Origin of the sequence: Clostridium sp. ZBS15 (assembly GCF_023845705.1) — a bacterium.
GTDB lineage: Bacteria > Bacillota > Clostridia > Clostridiales > Clostridiaceae > Clostridium > Clostridium aquiflavi.
This window is the reverse complement of sequence record NZ_JAMQHY010000033.1, coordinates 1-21723: the sequence shown is the minus strand read 5'-3', so window position 1 is coordinate 21723 and position 21723 is coordinate 1. Positions and strand designations below refer to the sequence as shown.

The following is a 21723-nucleotide window of genomic DNA, read 5'->3' as shown; positions in this document are numbered from 1 at the left end:
ACATTGATATTACTTGGTTAAGGCTGTTTTTATTTGCACATATATAAACCTTTCATGAACTGTAAGTGTTGTATTCCATTATTGTTTTGTATAATAAACTCAAAGACATGATTAATAAAAGCATTAGTTTAGTGATTATGAAATTAGAATTTATTATCTAAAGTGCAATGCACTTTATTAAATGGAGGAAATAAAGAATGGTTGAGAAAATATTAGAAGTACAATCTTTACGTAAGTATTATGGGAAAAAGGATAATGTTACAAAAGCTATAGATGGCAGTAGCTTTCAAATTGTAGATGGAGAGTTTGTTGGTATTATGGGAAGTAGTGGGTCTGGAAAAACAACATTACTGAATTGTATTGCAACAACTACTTGTCCAACAGATGGGAAAATTCTTTTAAAAGGTGAAGATATAGGACGATTTAAAGGAAAGAAACTGGCTGATTATAGAGGAAATCGTATTGGATATCTGTTTCAAAATTTTGAGTTAATTGATAACTTGAATGCTAGAGAAAACATTATGTTACCTGTTTCTATTCATAATATGATGGGAAAAGAAGATGAAAAAAGAATTGATAAACTTGCAAAATATTTAGAGATTGAAGATGTAATGACAAAATTCCCATCAGAAATGTCTGGTGGACAAAAACAGCGTGTAGCAGCTGCTAGAGCATTAATTATGAATCCAGAAATAGTTCTTGCAGATGAGCCTACTGGCGCATTAGATTCAAAAAATGCAAAATTATTAATGAAAAAACTTTCTGGACTAAATCAAAAGCAGAGGGCAACTATTTTAATGGTAACTCATGATCCTAATGTAGCAAGTTACTGTTCACGAATTTTATTTATTCAAGATGGAATGGTTTTTCATGAACTTAGAAAAAGAGTTCCAGAAGAATCTCAAGAAGCTTTTTATGAAAGAATCATTTCAGTAATGGCACAATTGGGAGGAGGAAGTGCAAATGTTCTTTGATTTAGTTAAGAAAAATAGTAGACGAAATAGAAAAGAAAACGGGCTATTTTTTGTATCTTTGATTGTGTCAATAATAGCATTTTATATTATTTTATCATTAGAAAATCAGGATGTAATAATATTTTTAAAAACAATAGAAAGTGATGCAGTTAATCGTCTATTATTACTAACGCCTGTACTATATGCAGTTTCATTATTTATTTTATTCTTTTTGGTTTACTTTGCAGGAAAGTATCAGTTGGAAAAAAGAAGTCATGAGATTGGTATGTATTTGATGCTTGGTATGCGTCGTAAAAGATTATTCTTTATGCTTCTGGTAGAAGAGGTATGGAATAGTATCATATCACTTGCTATTGGAATTCCTATAGCTGTTTTTATATCAGAGATGATTAGCATGATTACAGCCAAAGTTGTTGGGTTTGGTATTATAGGACATAAATTTTCATTTTCTATTTTGGCAGTGCTATGGACGCTGGTTGGTTATTTTCTTATTAGATTAGCAGCTCTATTAATATTAAGTGGAAATATTGCAAAAAAAGAAATAATGCAATTACTATCAGAATCTCAAGACAAAAAACATAAGGTTCACAATAGGGTTTTTACAATAATAAAGCTATTACTAGGAATTACATTATTGATTATTTCTTATGTACTGGCTATTGCAGGAGATGCATGGACTTCTATTAAGGTTATGGGAATTACAGTTATTTTAGGGCTTTGTGGTACTTTTCTTTTATTTCATGGTATTGGAATATTATTTGAAACTATTCTTAAAAAGATGAAGAATAAAAATGGGTTAGAAATATTTACATTTAGACAGTTACAGGAGAATGTATTTCTTAAATCAAATTCTCTTGCAGTTTCATCACTATTAGTTTTGATAGCATTGTGCTGCTTTGGTTATGGTGTTTCAGTAAGTTTTAACTATAGTTCAATAAATCAGAATGTGTTACATTATACATTTGAAGGAAAAGAGCAAGAGATAAAGGCAGAATTAAATAAGCTACAAATGCAAGATTATATGAATGAAATATTTGAGGTTAAAATAGGTCATTTAAGTAATTCTGATAATAGAGATAGCTTTTCTTATGAAAATTTAATAGAGGCTGTGAAGAAACAGGAAGATTTTAATGATAAGGATATCTTATTAAATAATCTTCAGCATTTCACATATCCATATTTGATTTCTTTATCAGGATATAATAACATTCTAAAATTGGCAGGAAAGGATACCATCAAGCTTGGTGAGAATCAAGTAGCGTTATATAATGGTCTAGAGTTTTCATATGGAAATACAGCAGAAATATTGAGAAGTGTACTTAAAGAAAAAGTAAAGGTAGAAATTGAAAATAAGGGATATGAGCTTGTAGAACAACTTTGCCAAGATAATATTGTCACTGATCGTTCTATAAATATTAGTTATGGATTGATTGTTTCAGACGATGTATTTAATCGTTTTACAAATGGAGAATATAGTTCTTATTGGAATGCAGCATTAAAAGATGATTTTGTGAAAGATAATGGGTTAATGCAGGCAATCAGACAGGTAAATGAATTACTTAATAAGACAAATCTAAAGTATGAAAGCTACCTACAAAATATGGGAAGACAATTGTTTTATACAGTGGCAGCTAGCTATACAACAATTTACCTTGCAATTATTTTCTTGATTATTGCCAATACTGTTATAGGAGTTCAATTTTTAATGCAACAGCAAAAGACAGAAAGACGCTATCAGACAATAATTCGTCTTGGATGTGATTATAAGGATTTATGTAAGTCGGCTAGAAAACAGATAAAATGGTATTTTTCTTTTCCAGTAGTGGTTGCAGCAATTGGAAGTATATTTGGAATTAGGGCATTACTTTCAGGGATTGCCACTTCAGAAATGAAATCAAAAATTGGTGCATTAATGATAGTTGCAGTACCTATAATTATTGTACTTTGTGTGGTAGAATTTTGTTATATCATTGCTGTAATACAAATGAATGATAAGCAAATAGTTGCATTGATGAATATGAAAAGAGAAGATAGATAATAATATAAAATTACATTAAGTTAAACTTAGAAAGGGGGATTCAAATGAAGAAGATTGTCATAGTTGAGGATGAATTATTTATGAGGGAAGAACTTGTATCTATATTGCAGAAGGAAGCATACGTTACTTGTTGTATTACAAGCTTTATCAACACAGCAGAAGAAATCTTAAAATCATCCCCTGACCTTGTGTTGTTAGATTTGAATTTACCAGGCGTAACTGGTTTTGAAATATGTAAAACAATTAGGATGAAAAGCACTGCCCCTATACTGGTGCTCACTAGTCGAGACCAATTAAGAGATGAACTACATGCTTTAGGGTTAGGAGCAGATGAATACCTTACAAAGCCATGTAACAAAGATAGATTAATAGCTAGAATTTCTAATTTGCTTCGTAGATATGAAGATAGAAATCATTTTATTGAAATAAAAGGAGTAAAACTTGATTTGCAAACTTATACAATGTATGCTAATGAGCAGTCCATTGTACTAACTGAAAATCAAGGGAAAATAATGGAGCTTCTTTTATTAAATGCAGGTAAAATTGTTACAAAAGATATGCTGTTTGAGAAAATATGGGGCACTAAAGAGTACATTGATGAAAATGCACTACAAGTTAATATGACAAGGTTAAAAAAGACAATTAGAAGTTTAAACATAAAGTATGAAATTATAACAGTAAGAGGCAAGGGATACAATCTTGTAGCAATTGAGGAAAAAGAAAATGATTAGAAAGTTAGTTAGCATCTTTTTAAAATATAAAATATGGCTTGTTGTAATTATGATTTTTAATGTTATGTTTGGTGTTTTTCTTTGGTTAATTGACGCTAATGGTTTCACTTATATTTTTCCAACCATGATAATTGGTTCTATTTTATTATATAGTTTAATTAGTTTTGTAGTTTATGGTATAGATAAAAGAAAAGAAGAAGCACTTATAGAGTTTATAGAAAATCCAGACTTGCATGAAGAAGAAGTATGTCTTAGTTTTCTTTCAGGTGGAGAAAAAGAGATTATTCATTTAATTGGAGAAAAGCTTCGTAAAAAGGAAGAGCTAATCAAAAAGCAAGATTTAAATCTAAAGGAATATGAAGAGTATATAGAAACATGGGCACATGAGATAAAAACACCATTAGCGTTGATGACGTTTGTTCTTGATAATAGAAAGGAAGAGATTTTATTTCCAATCTATCAGAGATTAGAATATGTAAGAACTAAAATGCAAGAAGATATCGAAAGAATGTTATATTATTCAAGAGTGAAATCTGAGCATTTAGATTATATTTTTACCCAAATATCACTTGATGAAATCAGTAAGGATGTTGTTGATGAGTATAAAAACTTAATAGAGGAACAAAAAATTACTATTAATAATGAAGTAGGAAATATACAGGTACTTTCCGATAAAAAAGGGTTAATATTTGTGTTAAGACAGGTTTTAAGTAATTCTATAAAATATATGGATAGAGAAAAATTCAATCCTTTCATAGCACTACTTACTAAGATTGATAATAGAAGTGGTAATATAATGCTTGTAATTAAAGATAATGGAATAGGAGTTAAGCCGTATGATTTGCCATTTTTATTTGATAAAGGATTTACAGGAGATACTGGAGAACAGAGAAAACGATCTACTGGAATGGGACTTTATTTGGCAAAGCAAGTAACTGATAGCCTAAAAATTAAAATCGAAGTTTCAGAAGAATACAAAGATGGTTTTGAAATATCTTTGTTATTTCCTATCATAGAATAGTAAAACCTCATTTATTTATGATACGGTGAAGCGTACCTGTAGAGAACCCAAATAAATAGATAATGATTAAAGGTTAATTAATAAGTCAATTATGTTAAATATGTAATTGGCTTATGTTATAATTATTGTAGTTATTATGTGTAGCAAAGAAAAATGAGTAATGGGAAAGGAGGATATATGATGGCAGTATATTTAAATACTAATAAATCTTTAGAAAATTATAAAAGGTTATTAAATATAGATTATTTTGTTGATAAATCAATGATAATAGAAAAAACTAATAAGCTTATTAATACAGTAAATAGTTATATATGCATAACAAGACCAAGACGATTTGGTAAATCAAGTGTTGCTGATATGTTAGGTGCTTATTATTCGAAGGCTGTGGATTCAAAAGAGATTTTTGATAGACTTAATATAAGCAAATCTTATGATTATGAAGAGCATTTAAATAAATATAATTTAATTAATATATCCTTTAATAAAATACCGGAAATTGGGAAAGGCTTTGATGCTTATATGGATATGATAAAGACATCATTAATAAATGATATTAATGATGCTTTTCCCAAAATTGATAGTAAAAAATATTTCACTATAAGTGATATGTTAAGTGATACTGGAGAAAAGTTTATTTTTGTTTTTGATGAATGGGATTATATTTTTAATAATAATTTATTTATTGAAAATCAAAATGATTTTTTAGAGTTTTTAAGGAATCTTTTAAAGGATCAACCTTATGTAGCTCTTGCATATATGACAGGAGTTCTTCCTATAAAGAAATATTCAAGCGGTTCTGCTCTTAACATGTTTGATGAATTTACATTTTTAAAAGATAGAACATTTGATGAATATTTTGGATTTATAGAAGATGAAGTTATGAAGCTTTGCAATAAAAATAAAAATATTAGTTTTAAAGAATTAGAAAGTTGGTATAATGGTTATTTAACTGCAAAAGGAGTTAAAGTATATAATCCAAGATCAGTAGTGAAAGCACTACAAAATAATTACTGTGAAAGTTATTGGACTAATACTGGTGCTATGGATGAGGTAGCAGAGTATCTTAAATGCAATACATTAGAAATCAGAGATGATGTGATAGAAATGGTATCGGGTGAGGAAGTTGATATTATAATAGACGAGGAATTTAGGGCAGGTCAAGGAGTACCAAGGACTAAAGAAGAAATATACTCGGCTATGATAGTACTTGGATTTTTATCATATTATGATGGGTATTTAAAAATACCTAATAAGGAACTTATGAAGGAGTTTGAAAAGGCTTTAAGAGATAAATCTTTTGGATATGTTTCAGAGATAATAGCTAATTCAAAAAGAATGTTAAAGGCAACAGTTAATGGAGATATAAAAACTGTGGAAGCTATACTTCATGATATTCATAACTCAGAAATACCAATACTTCAATATAATGATGAGAACAGTCTTTCATGTGTTTTAACTTTAGCATATCTTTCTGCTAGAGATACCTATAGAGTAGAAAGAGAAGAAAAAACAGGAAAGGGTTATGCAGACTTTACTTTCCATCCTAGAAGAAAGAATGATATTGCGTTTATAGTTGAACTTAAGAAGGATGAATTACCAGAAGTAGCACTAAATCAAATTAGAGAAAAAGAATATGTAGAGAAGATAAGACGCGAGAATGAAGGCAAAAAAGTATTAGCAGTGGCAATATGCTATGATTCAAAGAATAAGGAACATACTTGTAAAATTGAAAAAATCTAAGATGATAATATAGATAGGCTCAGTGTAGTCTATCTTAATTTTTGTAAAAAATATAATATTATAGATACAGGATAATAGTCCAATGTAGGGGCCAATATCCTGTATTTTTTGAATGTGCCTAAAACTATGCTTGAGGTTTTAATATACGTGGCTCATAAACTTCTGCAACTGCTTTCATAATGAAAATGAAGCAGACAGCAAAAAATATTATTGTTACGATGAGAAGTACATACTGGTAAGCAAATTTGCCAAGTATAAATCCATAGATTAATGCTCCAAAGGGAACAGCTCCTTGACAGAACACACCCAATAAAGCAAAGAACCTTGCTCTCATTTCATTTGGAACCATTTTTTGAAGATTTACATTCATAGGTGTGTTTATTCCTGAATTAAACAATCCACATAATAGTATTACTGCTGCTAAAACTATAAATAGTTTCAAGTTATGACCACCAAGATAATTTACAGCATTTGGGTATACTGAAAATGTAAGTACAAAAAGCATAGCTGCTTGAAGTAAAATTGCAAGTTTTATTACCATTTTTGTACTAAATTTCTTTAAATAAGCACCTATTGATATATTTCCAAGTAGTATACCAACGGTAAAACATGAAATTAAATAGCCATACTGCTGTGAATTAAAACCTACACATTTTTTTAATACATAGGGAAATACTATATCAAAAAAAGGTGCAACAAGAAAATTACTTAGCAAGCAAAATAGGAAAAGTTGATTTAAAGCTTTATTTTTCTTTATAAAGCCAATTACACTAGCATTTTCTGTAAAAAATAATTTTAAAGTTATTCTTTCTCTTTGTCTATCTAGTATTTTTAATAAGATTATTACCTTTATGTATGTTAATAAATGCTTTTATAATTAATGAAATATTTTGTTATGAAAGCATTTTATTTTTGAATTTTTTAGTGATATACTAAATTAGTTATTATAAAGAATCAGCAAGGATGAAGTATAAACATGGAAAATAAAAATTATTTGTACGATAATTATTTAAATATGGCTAGAAATTTAAAAAGTGAGAGAAACTTATTAAAAGCTTTAAAATTTTATAAAAAAGCATATGCATTAAATGTAGGTAAAATGGATATAGAATTTTTACTTGATATGGCATTATTATATGATGAAATTGGTTTGAGAAAAGAAGCAGAAGAAAAATATTTAGAAATAATTAATTTAGATGAAGATGAACCCAGAGCTTATTATGGTTTAGGCACTATATATGATGAATTAGGCGATTTGTCAAAAGCAAAAGAGTATTACAAAATATCAATACAAAAAGATTCAAGTTATGATAAAGCATATTTCTTTTTAGCCAATATATATGATGAATTAGGTGATAAAAAAAAGGCAATTTTAAATTATAAAAAAACTATTGAATTAAATAACAATGATTTATGGGGATATGCGAACTTAGCTTGCATTTTTGAAGAATTAGATAGAAATGAAGAAGCGTTAAAATATATAAATAGGGCTCTAGAAATAAATCCTAAACATTATAGAATATTGTTTAACAAAGCTGTAATATCAAATAAATTACATAAGAAACAAGAAGCTATAGATTATTATAAAAAGTCTATAAAAGCAAATCCTACATATACATATAGTTTTTTAAATTTAGCTGTTATATATAGGGAAGATAATGATTTTATAACTGCAATAAATGTAATAAATAAAGGAATAGAAATAAATCCAGAAGAAGGATTCTTATATTACAATAGAGCTTGCTTCTATGTTAATACAAAGGAATTATTAAAGGCTTTAAAAGATGTAGAAAAGTGCATAGAGCTAAATGATTTATTCTTAGATTATATGAAAAAAGATAAAGAACTTGATCCTATAAGAGATTTAAAGGAATACAAAGAATTTATAAACAACATTTAATAGAATAGTATGGTATTATTTTATATAGTGATGTAAAAATGATGTGTTTTAAATATGTGTTCATATATGAACACTTTGCTAAAATAAATATTAAAGAAAGTGGGGGCGAAGGCTTATGAAGGAAACTTTTACAGAAGGTTTAGAGATTTCAATGGATAATCTTTATAAAACAGGAGCATTTTTAACATGTGGAGACGAAAATAAAGCTAATACTATGACAATTAGCTGGGGAAGTGTAGGTTATATTTGGAGACGACCTATATTTATGGCACTAGTTAGAGAAACAAGATATACTAAAGAATTTTTAGATTCTGGTGATAATTATACAATTAGTATACCATTTGAAGGAAGTATGAAATCAGCACTTACTATATGCGGAACAAAATCAGGTAGAGAGATAGACAAAGAAAAAGAAGCTAATATAAAATTTATACCTAGCAAAAGTGTAAGTAGTCCTATAGTTCATGGATGTAATAAATATTATGAGTGCAAAATAATGTTTAAACAAGAAATGGATTTAGATAATATTGATCCTGAAATCAAAGATAAATTCTATGGCGAAGGCGAATCAAAGCATGTCTTATATTTTGCTGAAATCTTAGAAAACTATACTAAATAATAAGTATAATTATTTAGCTCTGTTTAAGCAGTGGGTTGATATATGCATAAGTAAAGGTGGACGGAATGTAAAAAGGAAACTCGACTTCTGATAGTCGCTGAGTAAGTTCGAGGAGCGAAATATAAAATTCTGACTCTCACTTAACAACGCTAAAATGAGTATAATCCCATTTTAGCTTGCTCCCAATATAAAATTGGAGACAAGCAGTAAATGTGACGATACTCATTAAGGGTTCTAAAAGCCCAATTAAGTAATAGCTTTATTGTTATTTTAATGATTATTTTCTATAATTAATTTGTGATAAATTAGGTGTATGTTCAAATTCGATTGGTTCGTTCTTGTATAAGAATTTTACGCCATCAATCCATTCACCTTTATATTTTACTTGAAGAAAAGTTTCTAATAAACTATTTTCAGATATTTCTCCACCGGTAGAGCCTTGTAATTTATTAGCTATCCAATTAGGTTTCTTTAAATCAACATTGCTAGTTACACCTTTATTAGCTGCACTTTCATCTAAGTTTATAGTAGCAATTTTTTTGCCATCTACAGTATCGATAGATTTTACTTCTATTGGTAAGTTATCAAATGTTTTTTCAGAAAGAGCCTTTGATAACTTCTTTAATTTATCTTCTAAACTTAAATCTTTGTTTAGCTCAATAGTTGAAATTTCTTTTATTTCCATATTATCTGCATCTTCAGTATATATAGAGAATGCCTCAGTTTCTTTTTTATTATTCTTATCATTTTTATCATCTTTAGAAGTATCAGTAGGATTGTCCTTTTTGATATCATTCTCATTATCTGTCTTTGGATTCTCTACTACAGTATTGTCTTCTGGTTTTGTATTAGTGGCTGGATTTGAAGAACAACCTACTAAAGCTATACTTAACATTAGAACCGTAGCTAAAATCAATTTTTTTACCATTATTCTTTCCTCCCTATTTAAAAAAATAAGTAATACTTTAAAATATCATAACAATTATAGCATATGTATTCAATAATTAAAAGTTTGGGGATATGAAGAAAATAATGGTAAATAACGAAAATATATTTTCAAAATAATTGACAATTTATTTTGAATGTAGTATATTTTGATTATCAAAATGTTTGATTGCAGAAATTAAATTACTAAGTCAAATATTTAATGTTTTATCTGGAGGAAAATAAATAGATGAATCAATCAAAAAAGATAGTCAATCAGATATTAGTAGAATTATTTAATGATATTTTACAAATAGAAGAACAAACAATAAAAGAAGGAGTAATTTCAGATCTTTCAATTACTGAAATTCATACTATTGAAGCAATTGGAATGTATAAAAAAAGAACTATGTCTGAAGTAGCTCAAGATTTAAAAATAACAGTTGGAACATTAACAACTGCAATCAATAAACTTATTAAAAAAGGTTATGTAGAAAGAAGCAGAATAGAAGAAGATAGAAGAGTTGTTTTAATTGCTTTAACTAAAAAAGGAAAACTAGCTTATAGATTACATGAAAAATTTCATAATGATATGGTTAGTAACTCAATAGAAAGCTTAACACAACAAGAAGAAGCAATGCTAATTTCAGCATTAAATAAGATAAATGAGTTTTTAAGAGAAAAATATAAATTGAAATAATTAAGGAGAAAAGTATGAATATTAAAATAGGGGGAGTAGGGGGATATCTACCATCACTTGTTGTTACAAATGATAAAATTAGTGAATTTGTTGATACTAATGATGAGTGGATAGTTGAAAGAACAGGTATAAAAGAACGTAGAATTTCAGAAGGTGAAAATACTTCGGAAATTGCTGTGAAAGCCGCTAAAGTTGCCCTTGAGAGAGCAAAGATTGATTCTGAAGATTTAGATTTAATAATAGTAGCAACTATTACTCCGGATATGTTTATGCCATCTGTGGCGTGTTTAGTTCAAAAAGAATTAAATGCTAATAAGGCTGCGGCATTTGATATAAATGTTGCCTGCTCAGGCTTTGTATTTGCATTAGAAACTGCAAATTCATTAATGAAATCATTGAATTACAAGAATGCACTTGTTATAGGTGCAGAAACACTTTCTAAAGTTATTAATTGGAATGATAGAGGAACATGTATATTATTTGGTGATGGTGGTGGAGCAGCAGTACTTGTAAGAGATGAAAAGAATGGAATAATTAATTCCTATTTGAAAACAGATGGAAAAAAAGGAGATTCATTGACTATAGGTGCGCTTGATTTTAACACTCCTTTTACTAAAGAAAATTTTATTAGCAACCAATATGTTGAGATGAATGGTAGGGAAGTTTTTAAATTTGCAACTTCAGCTATTATTAAAGGAATTGATGGTGCATTAGAAGGTACAGATGTTTGCTTAAATGATATAAAGTATATAGTACCTCATCAAGCTAATATAAGAATATTAGATTATGTTGCTAAAAAATTAAAGATAGATATAAATAAGTTTTATATAAATTTAGATAAAACAGGAAATACATCTTCAGCTTCAGTGCCATTAGCTTTAAATGAGTTATATGAAAAAAATCTTCTAGAAGAAGGAGATAAGATACTTTTAGTAGCTTTTGGTGGTGGATTAAGCTATGGAGCTACATTACTAGAATGGTAAAAATTAAATTATTAGGCTATGTTTTAGTAAAGTGTTGAGATATTAATATATAAACAGATACTTAAAATATAGTTAACTATTAATTTAAAGATAAATAAAAAAAGAGACATCAAGGAGGAAAAAATTATGTTATTTGAAGAAATTAGAGATATAATATGTGAACAATTAGGTGTAGAAAAGGATGGAATAACTTTAGAAACTACATTTGAAGATTTAGGAGCAGATTCTTTAGACTTATTCCAAGTTGTAATTGAATTAGAAGAAAAATTCGATATTCAAATAGAGGAAGTTGAAAAGTTAAAGAGCTTAAAAGATGCAGTTGAATATGTAAAGAATAAGACGAATAATTAAAATTTAAAATACTAACATCCAAGTTAAGTCGGGTATGCAAATGAGTATTCCCGATTTAATTTATATAATGTAAGTATTTTTATAAAAACACTATTAGGAGGAATTATTTGTGGCAAATAATAGAGTATGTGATCTACTTGGTATAAAGTATCCAATATTTCAAGGAGGTATGGCTTGGATCGCAGATGCATCTTTAGCAGCAGCGGTAAGTGAAGCTGGTGGAATTGGAATAATAACAGGAGCAGCACCAACAGAATGGGTAAGAAAACAAATCAGAGAAGCTAAAAAATTAACAGATAAACCTTTTGGTGTAAATATAATGCTAATGTCTGAAAATGCAGAAGAAATAGCGGAACTAGTATGTGAGGAAAATATAGCTATTGTTACTACTGGAGCAGGAAGTCCAGGTAAGTACATGGAAAGATGGAAAGCAAATAATATAAAGGTAATACCAGTTGTTGCATCAGTAGCCCTTGCTAAGAGAATGGAAAAAGCAGGAGCAGATGCAATTATAGCAGAAGGTACAGAATCAGGTGGTCATGTAGGTCAACTTACTACAATGGCATTAATTCCACAAGTTGTAGATGCAGTAAGCATACCAGTTATAGCAGCAGGTGGAATAGGTGATGGAAGAGGAATTGCAGCTTCTTTTATGTTAGGAGCAGAAGGAGTTCAAGTTGGAACTAGATTTTTAGTTGCAAGAGAATGTACAGTAAATCAAAATTATAAAGATAAGATATTAAAAGCTAAAGACATAGATACAGAAGTTACAGGTAGATCTACAGGTCATCCAGTAAGAGTGCTTAAAAACAAGCTATCAAGAATGTATGCTAAGTTAGAAAAAGAAGGTATAAGTCCAGAAAAATTAGAAGAATTAGGAGCAGGTACTTTAAAGAAAGCAGCAGTAGATGGTGATGTGGATAATGGATCTATAATGTCTGGACAAATTGCAGGCTTAATTAATAAAGAACAAACATCAAAGGAAATTATTGAAGAGATGTTTGAAGAAGCAAAGCAAAGGTTTATGTTGTTTGGAGGAAATCATGAATAGTGAAAATATTGCATTCCTTTTTCCAGGTCAAGGTGCCCAATATGTGGGTATGGCAAAGGAATTCTATGATAAAATACCAGAATGTAAAGAAATAGTTGATAAAGCAGAAAAAATATTAGATATGCCAATAAAAGATATGCTATTTAATGGTCCTGAAGAAGTTTTAATGCAAACAGAAAATGCTCAACCTACAATAGTAGTGGCTTCTTTAGTAGCATTAAAAGCTTTGGAAGTAAATAATATTGAAGCAAAGTATACTGCAGGATTAAGTCTTGGTGAATATGCTTCACTAATTTTTTCAGGAGCGCTTTCTTTAGAAGAAGGATTACTTCTTGTAAAAGAGAGAGGCAGAATCATGGGAAATTCTCTTCCAAAAGGTCTTGGAAAGATGGCAGCCATTTTAAAGCTTGATAATGAAAAATTAGAAAAGCTATTAGAAAGAGCAAGTGAGTGTGGTGTTGCAGAAGCAGCAAATTACAATTGTCCAAAACAAGTAGTTATAGCTGGTGAAAATAAAGCTATTGATGAAGCAGTGAAAATTGCAAAGGAACTTGGAGGATTAGGAATACCTTTAAAGGTAAGTGGACCTTTCCATAGTTCATTATTAAAGAATGCAAGTGAAGAATTTTATAACACATTAAAGAATACAAATATAAATTCATTAAATAAAGTTGTATATTCTAATGTGAAAGGGTTACCTTATGATGAAGAAGATGATTTTAAAGAGTTATTAAAAAGACATATAAGATCATCTGTACTTTTTGATAAGACTATTGAAGATATGATAAAAAATGGAGTTAATACATTTATTGAAGTTGGACCAGGCAAGGTTCTTAGTGGATTTGTAAAGAAAATTAATAGAAGCGTTAAAGTATTAAATATAGAAGATATGGAATCATTAAATAAATTATTATTAACATTAGAAGAAATTTAGCTTAAGGAGGATTTTTATTAATGCTAAAAGGAAAATGTGCAATTATTACAGGAGCTGCAAGAGGGATAGGTAAAGCAATTGCTTTTAAATTAGCTTCTCTTGGTGCAAACATAGTATTGAATTATAGAAGTAGCGAAGAAGAAGCAAAAATAGTAGCTTCTGAAATAGAAAAAATGGGTGTAGAAGTTTTAACTGTTAAAGGTGATATAAGTAAGTTAGAAGATGTAGAAAATATTATAAGTGAAGCAAAAAGTAAATTCGGAATTATAGATATTATTGTAAATAACGCTGGAATAACAAAGGATACCCTTATTCTTAGAATGAAAGAAAAAGACTTTGATGATGTTATAGATGTAAATTTAAAAGGAGTTTTTAATTGCTTAAAATCAATCACTCCTGTCATGGTCAGACAAAAATATGGAAAGATAATAAACATTTCATCAGTAGTTGGTGTTGCAGGTAATGCAGGGCAAGTAAACTATGCAGCTTCTAAAGCAGGAGTTATAGGCATGACAAAATCTTTAGCTAAAGAACTTGGCGCAAGGGGTATAAATGTAAATGCAGTTGCACCAGGATTTATTGAAACTGATATGACTAGTGTTTTAGGTGAAAAAGTTAAAGAAGAAGCAAAAAAGAACATACCATTAAAAAGATTTGGAACTCCAGAAGATGTAGCTGGTGTTGTAGCGTTTCTTGCAAGTGAAAACTCAAACTATGTTACAGGTCAAGTTATAAATATTGATGGTGGAATGGTAATGTAATGGAGGAGTATAGAGTTATGGAAAGAAGAGTTGTTGTTACAGGAATGGGAGCATTAACTCCAATAGGAAATGATGTAGATACATTTTGGAAAAACAATAAAGATGGTAAATTAGGAATAGATTTTATTAAGTTAATAGATAATGAATTAATTAATGTTAAGATTGCCGGAGAACTTAAGGATTTTAATCCAGAAGAAGTTTTAGGTAAAAAAGAATGTAAAAGACTAGATAGATTTTCTCAAATGGCATTAATAGCAGCAGAGGAAGCTATGAAAAGTTCTAAAATAGATTTAGAAAAAGTAGATAAAAAAAGATTTGGTGTTATGGTAGGTTCAGGAATAGGTGGATTTGCAACTATAGAAACTGAATGTACTAAATTAGTTACAGGTAAATCAAAGAGAATGTCACCATTCTTTGTTCCAATGGCAATTATCAATTTAGCTGCTGGAAACATATCTATTCAATATGGACTTGAAGGTTCTTGTACATCAGTAGTGACAGCATGTGCAACTGGTACAAATAACATTGGAGATGCATTTAGATATATAAAACATGGATACGCTGATTTTATGTTAGCAGGTGGTGCAGAAGCTCCAATAACAAGAATTGGTGTTGAAGGATTCCATAGTATGAAAGCACTTAATTCTTCAAATGATCCTGTTAAAGCTTCAACTCCTTTTGATAAGAATAGAAGTGGCTTTGTAATGGGGGAAGGTGCAGGAATATTATTACTTGAATCTTTAGATTCAGCGTTAGAAAGAGGAGCAAATATATTAGGTGAAATTGTAGGATATGGTTCAACTTGTGATGCATACCACATTACATCTCCACATCCAGAAGGTTTTGGAGCAGCAGAAGCTATGAGTCAAGCAATTAATGAAGCTAAAATAGATAAAACTGAAGTTTCATATATAAATGCTCATGGAACTTCAACTCAATTAAATGATAAATTTGAAACAGCAGCAATTAAAAAAGTTTTTGGAGAAGATGCATATAACATTCCAATATCTTCTACAAAATCAATGACAGGACATTTATTAGGTGCAGCAGGAGCTATTGAGTCTATAGTGTGTTTAAAAGCACTTGAAGAAGGTTTTATACCTCCTACAATAGGTTATGAAACTAAAGATGAAGAATTAGATTTAGATTATGTACCAAATAAGGGACGAAAAAAAGAACTTAAGTATGCTTTAACAAATTCTTTAGGATTTGGTGGACACAATGCAACTTTATTATTTAAGAGATGGGAAGAAAAGTAGGAGGTAATTTTATGGATTTTCAAAATATTAAAGAACTTATAAATATTATAAATTCTTCGGATTTAGCTTACTTTGAATTAAAATCAAATGATAGCTATATAAAAATGGATAAGTCTTTAACTAGAAGCTTAAATAGAAATGTAGAAAAAGAAGAAGAGACTACAAAAAAGGAAAGCAACCTTCATACAAAAGAGGAACCTATACAAGAAAAGAATAATTTCCCAGAGAATAAATCAAGTAATATGTCAGAAGAAACTGTAGAAGAAGACACAGTAATAATTACATCACCAATGGTTGGAACATTTTATTCATCACCATCTCCTGATAGCGAGTCATTTGCTAAAGAAGGAGATTATGTAAAAAAGGGAAAAGTAATTTGCATAATTGAAGCAATGAAGTTAATGAATGAAATTGAAAGTAATTATGATGGAAAAATAGTAAAGTGTTTTGCAAAAGATGGAGATATGGTTGAGTTTGGACAAAAACTCTTTGAAATTAAGGAGGATTAATGTTTATGTTAAAGATAGAAGAAATAAAAGAAATTTTACCTCATAGATACCCATTTTTACTTATAGATAGAGTAACTGAAATGGATATAGAAGAAAAATTATTTGTTAAGGGATATAAGAATGTTTCTGCAAATGAACAATTTTTCCAAGGCCATTATCCACAAGAACCAATTATGCCAGGGGTTTTACAAATAGAAGCTTTGGCACAAGCAGGAGCTGTGGCTATTTTATCAATGGAAAAGTTTAAAGGAAAAACTCCATTATTTGCTGGAACTAATAAGGTTAGATTTAAGGCAAAGGTTGTACCAGGAGATAGATTAGATTTATATTGTGAAATAGTAAAACTTAAGGGACCAATAGGAATAGGTAAAGGAATAGCTTCAGTTGATGGTAAAACAGTTTGTGAAGCTGAAATACTTTTTGCTATAGGATAGGTGAAGGATATGTTTAAAAAGGTACTTATTGCAAATAGAGGAGAAATTGCAGTTAGAATAATTAGAGCTTGTAGAGAAATGGGAATACTTACAGTTGCTGTTTACTCAGAAATTGATAAAGAAGCACTTCATACTCAATTGGCTGATGAAGCGATTTGTATAGGTCCAGCAATAGCTAAAGATAGTTATTTAAATATTGCTAATATTTTAAGTGCATGTGTACTTAGTGGGGCTGATGCAATACATCCTGGATTTGGATTTTTATCTGAAAATGCTAAGTTCGCAAAGATGTGTAAAGAATGTAATATAAAATTCATAGGTCCAGATTATGAATCAATTGAACTTATGGGTGACAAAGCAAGAGCTAGAGAAATAATGAAAAAAGCAAATGTTCCTGTTGTACCTGGATATGAAGGGGAAATAGAGAATGAAACACATGCTTTAGGTATTGCTAAAAAAATAGGTTATCCTATAATGATAAAGGCAGCTGCTGGTGGTGGTGGAAAAGGAATAAGAATTGCCAGAAGTGATGAAGAATTCTTAAAGGGATATAAAACTGCTAAATCTGAATCTAAAGCTTGCTTTGGTGATGACAGATTGTATATAGAAAAATTCATTGAAAGACCTAGACATATTGAATTTCAAATTTTGGCTGATGAGTATGGAAATGTTGTTCATTTAGGAGAAAGAGAATGCTCTCTTCAAAGAAAGAATCAAAAGGTTTTAGAAGAGGCTCCATCTAATATATTAAATGAAGAAATAAGAAATACTATGGGAGAAATAGCTAAGAAAGCAGCGAAGGCTGTTAATTATAAAAATGCAGGAACTATAGAATTTTTATTTGATAAAGATAATAACTTTTACTTTATGGAAATGAACACAAGAATACAAGTAGAGCATCCAATTACAGAAATGATTACAGGTGTTGATTTAGTTAAAGAACAATTAAAGATAGCTTCAGGAGAAAAGTTATTATTAAAGCAAGAAGATATAAAGATATCTGGTCATGCTATTGAATGTAGAATTAATGCAGAAGATCCAGAGAATGATTTTAGACCATGTCCTGGAGAAGTATCAGAGTTATGCGTTCCAGGTGGGATGGGGGTTAGAGTAGATTCTGCTATATATTGTGGATACAATATACCTTATTTTTATGATTCTATGATTGCAAAGCTTATAACTTTTGGAAAAACTAGAGAAGAAGCTATTGTAAAAATGAAAAGAGCTTTAGGTGAATTTGCAGTAGGTGGAGTAAAAACTAATATTGATTTTCAATTTTCTATACTTGAAATGCAAGAGTTTTTAGATGGAAATTATGATACGTCATTTTTATCAGAAAAGATGGTGAAGAATAATGCTTAAGGATTTATTTAAAAAAAGTAAATATGCAACGGTTAATCCATCAGCATATAAAAGTAAAGTAGTAGAAGAAAAGCCTAATATTCCATCTGGAATGTGGACTAAATGTACTAATTGTAATAGCATGATTTACTATGAAGATTTAGAAAATAACAAATATGTATGTAATAAGTGTAATCAACACTTTAGGATATCACCTAAGGAAAGAATAAAACAATTATTTGATAAAGATACTTTTAAAGAAATGTGGAAATCATTAAAAACAAATAATCCTATTGACTTTGAAGATTATGAAGAGAAAATAAATCAATCTCAAAGCAATACTGGAAGTAAAGAAGCAGTAGTTACTGGAGTAGGTAGAATAAATGATTTGGAAGTAGCTTGTGCAATAATGGATAGTTTCTTTATGATGGGAAGCATGGGGACTGTTGTCGGAGAAAAAATTACTAGAATAATAGAATATGCTACAGAAAATAATCTTCCTATTTTGATTTTTACAGCTTCAGGTGGAGCAAGAATGCAAGAAGGTATTTTTTCGCTTATGCAAATGGCAAAAATAAGTGCTGCTCTTGCAAGGCATGATGAAAAGGGGCTATTATATATAACAATATTAACTGATCCAACTACTGGAGGAGTAACAGCAAGTTTTGCTATGGAAGGCGATATTATATTAAGTGAGCCAAATGCTTTAGTTGGATTTGCAGGTAGAAGAGTTATAGAAAACACAATAAATGAAACTCTTCCGGAATCATTTCAAAAATCAGAATTTCTTCTTGAAAAAGGATTCATAGATAGTATTGTAGAAAGAAAAAATATGAGAGCTTATTTATATAAGATTCTTATTTTACATGGAGTGAATAAGTATGAATAAAGAGTTTATAAAATCAATAGTAGTATCAAGCCCTTGGGAAAAAGTTGAAATAGCTAGGCATAAAGATAGACCTACAGGAAAATATTATATAAATAATATTTTTAAAGATTTTATAGAGTTTCATGGAGATAGATTATTTGGTGATGACAAAGCTGTAATTGGTGGAATAGCATCATTTGAAGATATTAGCGTTACGGTAATAGCAATAACAAAGGGAGCTAATACAAATGAAAATATAGAAAGAAATTTTGGAATGCCCAATCCAGAAGGCTATAGAAAAGCATTAAGACTTATGAAACAAGCAGAAAAATTTAACAGACCTGTTATTTGTTTTATAGATACTCCGGGAGCCTTTTGTGGAGTTGGTGCAGAAGAAAGAGGGCAAGGTAGTGCTATTGCAAATAATTTGTTCGAACTTAGTAGATTGAAAACCCCTATAATTTCTATAGTTATTGGAGAAGGGGGAAGTGGAGGAGCATTAGCATTAACAGTAGCAGATAAAATACTTATGTTAGAGAATGCAGTTTATTCAATACTTTCACCAGAAGGATTTGCATCTATATTATGGAAAGATAGCAAGAGAGTAAAAGAAGCTGCAAATGTTATGAAAATAACAGCACAAGATTTAAATGAGTTTGGTATTATAGATAAGGTAATAAAAGAGCCAAGAGGTGGAGCACATAAAAATCCACCAAAACAAGTAACGCTCATAAAAAAAGAACTTATGAATGTAATAAATGAAATGAAAAACATTGAAATAAATCAAATGATAAATGAACGTTATGATAAATTTAGAAAAATAGGAACTTTAGAGTAATTTATAATATATAGTGATTTTTAATATAAGCTCAAAAGATTGCAATCTTTTGAGCTTTTTTGATTATAGATATTTTAATATATTTTTTAAGCTAAGAAAGTTAAATATGAGTCATTGACAATATATACTATTTAGAAATAATATAATATTAAAGTTAAATTTTTTTAAGAGGATGATGATTATGGATGTTGATCTGAAAAGTAAGGTAGATATATTTAAAGACTATTATAAAGATATAAGCAGAACATTAATATTTGATAATAATAAAGTTAAAATATTAGAAAGTTTACTTTATATAATAAATAAAAATGAAGTAGATAAAAGTGAATTAAAGAGTATTAGAAAATACATAAGTAAAAGTGAACTAAATAATGTATTTAATGGAAACGTTAAAAAAGCAATGTCTGCTTTTTTATGTTCAAATTTTCAATATGAAAAGATAGTTAAAGACACAATTATAATATATGATAATTTAGTAAATAAAGGTTTTAAAAAGGACAAGTACTTAGAACTTTTATCGTTTATTATTACTTTAAGATTTCATAAAAAAGAATATGATAATATATTAAATAATATGTTAAAGGCAAAAACTGAAATAAAGAGCAAAGTACAGGGTATAGATGAATTTAAATTAATGAATATATGCTTTATAAATTTATCAATGTTTTCTAGGGAATATAATCAATTAGTTAGAAAGTATCTAAAGATATATTTTAAATTACTCAGAAAAAAATTTGATAAAAAAGAAGCTTTTTTTATTGCACTTGCAATGATAAATTTAGATGAAATGGATTATACTAGTTATATAAATAATGTTATAGAAATAAAATCACATTTAAATAATACTAAAATGGAAATAAAAGAAGAGCATTATTTATTACTGGGTTTATCTTCATTAATAATTGAAAATAATAATGAATTTATTGATAATATTAGTGAAGTATATGATGATTTATGTGAAAAAAGATTTATAAAAAAGGATCAGATTGTACTAGTATCTATTACACTAGTATTATATGAATATATTGAAATCATTTCAGAAGATGATGAGGATTTATTTACTGAAAATGAAATAAATATAGTTAAGAAGTTAATAGAATACTTAACGTTATTGTTAATATAACAATAAAAATTAATATTAAAGGAGAATAATCTTATGGAGAGTAATAGCACAAAGGTTGCTAAAATAGCAACTAAAATGGCTATATGTGATAGATTTGAGGAAGAAGATTTAAAAAAGATATATAACAAAGAAGGTATAAAAGTTACAGCAGTAAATATAGGTGGAAATATTAATTCATCAATATCAAAGATATTAGAAAGTGCACTGGTTGCATCCAAAAGAAATGGCCTTATAAGAGAAGAACATTTACATGAAGGTGCAGTAATAGGAGCTACTAGAGATGCTATAATTCAAGTTTCTAATAGAGCTAATGCACAAAATGTAGGTGGAAAAATTGGAATAGCTAGAGGCGGGGAACATATTTCTGTATGCATATTCTTAAGTATTGGTTTACTTCATTTAGATGAAGTTGTTATAGGAATAGGGCATAGAGCTATACCAGTATAAAAAGATGATGATAGATATTAAGATAACAAGAATTATTTTAATATCTATCTTTTTTATTATAGAGATTAAAAAAGTGTGTTGTGAAAAATAATTTAAATTTTAGGCTTTGTTTTAGCGGAGTGTTGATATATGCATAAGCAAAGTGAGCGGAGTAATTGAACTTAGGAATGCTAAAAT

The 21723-nt window shown here is 28.8% G+C and carries 23 protein-coding genes; 21 read left to right on the top strand and 2 right to left on the bottom strand.

Going from position 1 to position 21723, the window contains the following annotated elements:
• Positions 1–197: 197 nt before the first annotated feature.
• The 5 genes from NG904_RS09570 (at position 198) to NG904_RS09550 (ending at position 6504) form a co-directional block, all read left to right on the top strand.
• A complete protein-coding gene (locus NG904_RS09570) occupies positions 198–974 on the top strand; it encodes an ABC transporter ATP-binding protein (protein ID WP_252231337.1) in 777 nt (258 codons plus the stop codon).
• Positions 964–3012, top strand: a complete 2049-nt coding sequence (locus tag NG904_RS09565) for an FtsX-like permease family protein (protein WP_252231335.1) — start codon at positions 964–966, stop codon at positions 3010–3012. Before NG904_RS09570 ends, NG904_RS09565 begins: the two co-directional genes overlap by 11 nt.
• Before the next feature lie 44 nt (positions 3013–3056).
• Positions 3057–3743: a response regulator transcription factor gene (locus NG904_RS09560; protein WP_252231333.1), complete on the top strand. Its 687-nt coding sequence runs from the start codon at positions 3057–3059 to the stop codon at positions 3741–3743.
• The gene (locus NG904_RS09555) at positions 3736–4764 is read left to right on the top strand and encodes a sensor histidine kinase (protein ID WP_252231331.1); all 1029 of its coding nucleotides are present in this window, start codon (positions 3736–3738) and stop codon (positions 4762–4764) included. Before NG904_RS09560 ends, NG904_RS09555 begins: the two co-directional genes overlap by 8 nt.
• A 180-nt stretch (positions 4765–4944) precedes the next feature.
• Complete coding sequence (locus NG904_RS09550) at positions 4945–6504, top strand: AAA family ATPase (protein ID WP_252231329.1); 1560 nt, start codon at positions 4945–4947, stop codon at positions 6502–6504.
• Between the two features lie 124 nt (positions 6505–6628).
• Here the strand turns inward: NG904_RS09550 and NG904_RS09545 are convergent, their stop codons facing one another.
• Entirely contained in the window at positions 6629–7219 is a 591-nt protein-coding gene (locus tag NG904_RS09545) for an MFS transporter (RefSeq protein ID WP_252231327.1), read from the bottom strand.
• Between the two features lie 261 nt (positions 7220–7480).
• Here NG904_RS09545 and NG904_RS09540 point away from each other — a divergent pair, with 261 nt between their 5' ends.
• Together NG904_RS09540 and NG904_RS09535 are read left to right on the top strand one after the other, a co-directional pair.
• On the top strand, positions 7481–8404 hold the full coding sequence (locus NG904_RS09540; RefSeq protein ID WP_252231325.1) for a tetratricopeptide repeat protein: 924 nt from the start codon (positions 7481–7483) through the stop codon (positions 8402–8404).
• Between the two features lie 115 nt (positions 8405–8519).
• Positions 8520–9023: a flavin reductase gene (locus NG904_RS09535; protein ID WP_252231323.1), complete on the top strand. Its 504-nt coding sequence runs from the start codon at positions 8520–8522 to the stop codon at positions 9021–9023.
• Between the two features lie 277 nt (positions 9024–9300).
• On the opposite strand, the gene NG904_RS09530 is transcribed toward NG904_RS09535, so the two are convergent.
• Complete coding sequence (locus NG904_RS09530) at positions 9301–9951, bottom strand: hypothetical protein (protein WP_252231321.1); 651 nt, start codon at positions 9949–9951, stop codon at positions 9301–9303.
• 246 nt (positions 9952–10197) lie between these two features.
• On the opposite strand from NG904_RS09530, the gene NG904_RS09525 reads away from it, so the two are divergent.
• The 14 genes from NG904_RS09525 to NG904_RS09460 all read left to right on the top strand — a co-directional run bounded on the left by NG904_RS09525 (position 10198) and on the right by NG904_RS09460 (position 21546).
• Positions 10198–10647 carry a MarR family winged helix-turn-helix transcriptional regulator gene (locus NG904_RS09525; protein WP_252212989.1) on the top strand — a complete coding sequence of 150 codons (450 nt, stop codon included), beginning with the start codon at positions 10198–10200 and terminating at the stop codon, positions 10645–10647.
• A 14-nt stretch (positions 10648–10661) separates the two neighbouring features.
• A complete protein-coding gene (locus tag NG904_RS09520; protein WP_252231319.1) occupies positions 10662–11630 on the top strand; it encodes a beta-ketoacyl-ACP synthase III in 969 nt (322 codons plus the stop codon).
• 126 nt (positions 11631–11756) lie between these two features.
• Positions 11757–11981, top strand: a complete 225-nt coding sequence (locus tag NG904_RS09515) for an acyl carrier protein (protein WP_252212987.1) — start codon at positions 11757–11759, stop codon at positions 11979–11981.
• A gap of 109 nt (positions 11982–12090) precedes the next feature.
• Complete coding sequence (gene fabK, locus NG904_RS09510) at positions 12091–13032, top strand: enoyl-[acyl-carrier-protein] reductase FabK (RefSeq protein WP_252231317.1); 942 nt, start codon at positions 12091–12093, stop codon at positions 13030–13032.
• Positions 13025–13966, top strand: coding sequence for an ACP S-malonyltransferase (gene fabD, locus NG904_RS09505; protein ID WP_252231316.1), 942 nt, complete (start codon positions 13025–13027; stop codon positions 13964–13966). Before fabK ends, fabD begins: the two co-directional genes overlap by 8 nt.
• A 20-nt stretch (positions 13967–13986) precedes the next feature.
• The gene (fabG, locus tag NG904_RS09500; protein WP_252231314.1) at positions 13987–14727 is read left to right on the top strand and encodes a 3-oxoacyl-[acyl-carrier-protein] reductase; all 741 of its coding nucleotides are present in this window, start codon (positions 13987–13989) and stop codon (positions 14725–14727) included.
• A gap of 17 nt (positions 14728–14744) precedes the next feature.
• Positions 14745–15986, top strand: coding sequence for a beta-ketoacyl-ACP synthase II (fabF, locus tag NG904_RS09495; protein WP_252212982.1), 1242 nt, complete (start codon positions 14745–14747; stop codon positions 15984–15986).
• Between the two features lie 11 nt (positions 15987–15997).
• Entirely contained in the window at positions 15998–16495 is a 498-nt protein-coding gene (gene accB / locus NG904_RS09490) for an acetyl-CoA carboxylase biotin carboxyl carrier protein (RefSeq protein WP_252212981.1), read from the top strand.
• Positions 16496–16500: 5 nt separating this feature from the next.
• Positions 16501–16929 carry a 3-hydroxyacyl-ACP dehydratase FabZ gene (gene fabZ / locus NG904_RS09485; RefSeq protein WP_003370298.1) on the top strand — a complete coding sequence of 143 codons (429 nt, stop codon included), beginning with the start codon at positions 16501–16503 and terminating at the stop codon, positions 16927–16929.
• 9 nt (positions 16930–16938) lie between these two features.
• A complete protein-coding gene (locus NG904_RS09480; protein ID WP_252212979.1) occupies positions 16939–18291 on the top strand; it encodes an acetyl-CoA carboxylase biotin carboxylase subunit in 1353 nt (450 codons plus the stop codon).
• A complete protein-coding gene (accD, locus tag NG904_RS09475) occupies positions 18284–19159 on the top strand; it encodes an acetyl-CoA carboxylase, carboxyltransferase subunit beta (protein WP_252231304.1) in 876 nt (291 codons plus the stop codon). The genes NG904_RS09480 and accD overlap by 8 nt, the downstream gene beginning before the upstream one ends.
• Positions 19152–19976: an acetyl-CoA carboxylase carboxyltransferase subunit alpha gene (locus tag NG904_RS09470; RefSeq protein WP_252231302.1), complete on the top strand. Its 825-nt coding sequence runs from the start codon at positions 19152–19154 to the stop codon at positions 19974–19976. Before accD ends, NG904_RS09470 begins: the two co-directional genes overlap by 8 nt.
• Before the next feature lie 181 nt (positions 19977–20157).
• Positions 20158–21099: a DUF4003 family protein gene (locus NG904_RS09465; RefSeq protein ID WP_252226774.1), complete on the top strand. Its 942-nt coding sequence runs from the start codon at positions 20158–20160 to the stop codon at positions 21097–21099.
• Between the two features lie 33 nt (positions 21100–21132).
• Positions 21133–21546, top strand: coding sequence for a HutP family protein (locus NG904_RS09460; protein ID WP_252212974.1), 414 nt, complete (start codon positions 21133–21135; stop codon positions 21544–21546).
• Positions 21547–21723 lie beyond the last annotated feature (177 nt).

Bases quoted from the DNA above. Each gene is read 5' to 3' on its own strand.
- NG904_RS09570 (WP_252231337.1), top strand. From the start codon at position 198: ATGGTTGAGAAAATATTAGAAGTACAATCTTTACGTAAGTATTATGGG.
- NG904_RS09565 (WP_252231335.1), top strand. From the start codon at position 964: ATGTTCTTTGATTTAGTTAAGAAAAATAGTAGACGAAATAGAAAAGAA.
- NG904_RS09560 (WP_252231333.1), top strand. From the start codon at position 3,057: ATGAAGAAGATTGTCATAGTTGAGGATGAATTATTTATGAGGGAAGAA.
- NG904_RS09555 (WP_252231331.1), top strand. From the start codon at position 3,736: ATGATTAGAAAGTTAGTTAGCATCTTTTTAAAATATAAAATATGGCTT.
- NG904_RS09550 (WP_252231329.1), top strand. From the start codon at position 4,945: ATGGCAGTATATTTAAATACTAATAAATCTTTAGAAAATTATAAAAGG.
- NG904_RS09540 (WP_252231325.1), top strand. From the start codon at position 7,481: ATGGAAAATAAAAATTATTTGTACGATAATTATTTAAATATGGCTAGA.
- NG904_RS09535 (WP_252231323.1), top strand. From the start codon at position 8,520: ATGAAGGAAACTTTTACAGAAGGTTTAGAGATTTCAATGGATAATCTT.
- NG904_RS09530 (WP_252231321.1), bottom strand. From the start codon at position 9,951: ATGGTAAAAAAATTGATTTTAGCTACGGTTCTAATGTTAAGTATAGCT.
- NG904_RS09525 (WP_252212989.1), top strand. From the start codon at position 10,198: ATGAATCAATCAAAAAAGATAGTCAATCAGATATTAGTAGAATTATTT.
- NG904_RS09520 (WP_252231319.1), top strand. From the start codon at position 10,662: ATGAATATTAAAATAGGGGGAGTAGGGGGATATCTACCATCACTTGTT.
- NG904_RS09515 (WP_252212987.1), top strand. From the start codon at position 11,757: ATGTTATTTGAAGAAATTAGAGATATAATATGTGAACAATTAGGTGTA.
- fabD (WP_252231316.1), top strand. From the start codon at position 13,025: ATGAATAGTGAAAATATTGCATTCCTTTTTCCAGGTCAAGGTGCCCAA.
- fabG (WP_252231314.1), top strand. From the start codon at position 13,987: ATGCTAAAAGGAAAATGTGCAATTATTACAGGAGCTGCAAGAGGGATA.
- fabF (WP_252212982.1), top strand. From the start codon at position 14,745: ATGGAAAGAAGAGTTGTTGTTACAGGAATGGGAGCATTAACTCCAATA.
- accB (WP_252212981.1), top strand. From the start codon at position 15,998: ATGGATTTTCAAAATATTAAAGAACTTATAAATATTATAAATTCTTCG.
- fabZ (WP_003370298.1), top strand. From the start codon at position 16,501: ATGTTAAAGATAGAAGAAATAAAAGAAATTTTACCTCATAGATACCCA.
- NG904_RS09480 (WP_252212979.1), top strand. From the start codon at position 16,939: ATGTTTAAAAAGGTACTTATTGCAAATAGAGGAGAAATTGCAGTTAGA.
- accD (WP_252231304.1), top strand. From the start codon at position 18,284: ATGCTTAAGGATTTATTTAAAAAAAGTAAATATGCAACGGTTAATCCA.
- NG904_RS09470 (WP_252231302.1), top strand. From the start codon at position 19,152: ATGAATAAAGAGTTTATAAAATCAATAGTAGTATCAAGCCCTTGGGAA.
- NG904_RS09465 (WP_252226774.1), top strand. From the start codon at position 20,158: ATGGATGTTGATCTGAAAAGTAAGGTAGATATATTTAAAGACTATTAT.
- NG904_RS09460 (WP_252212974.1), top strand. From the start codon at position 21,133: ATGGAGAGTAATAGCACAAAGGTTGCTAAAATAGCAACTAAAATGGCT.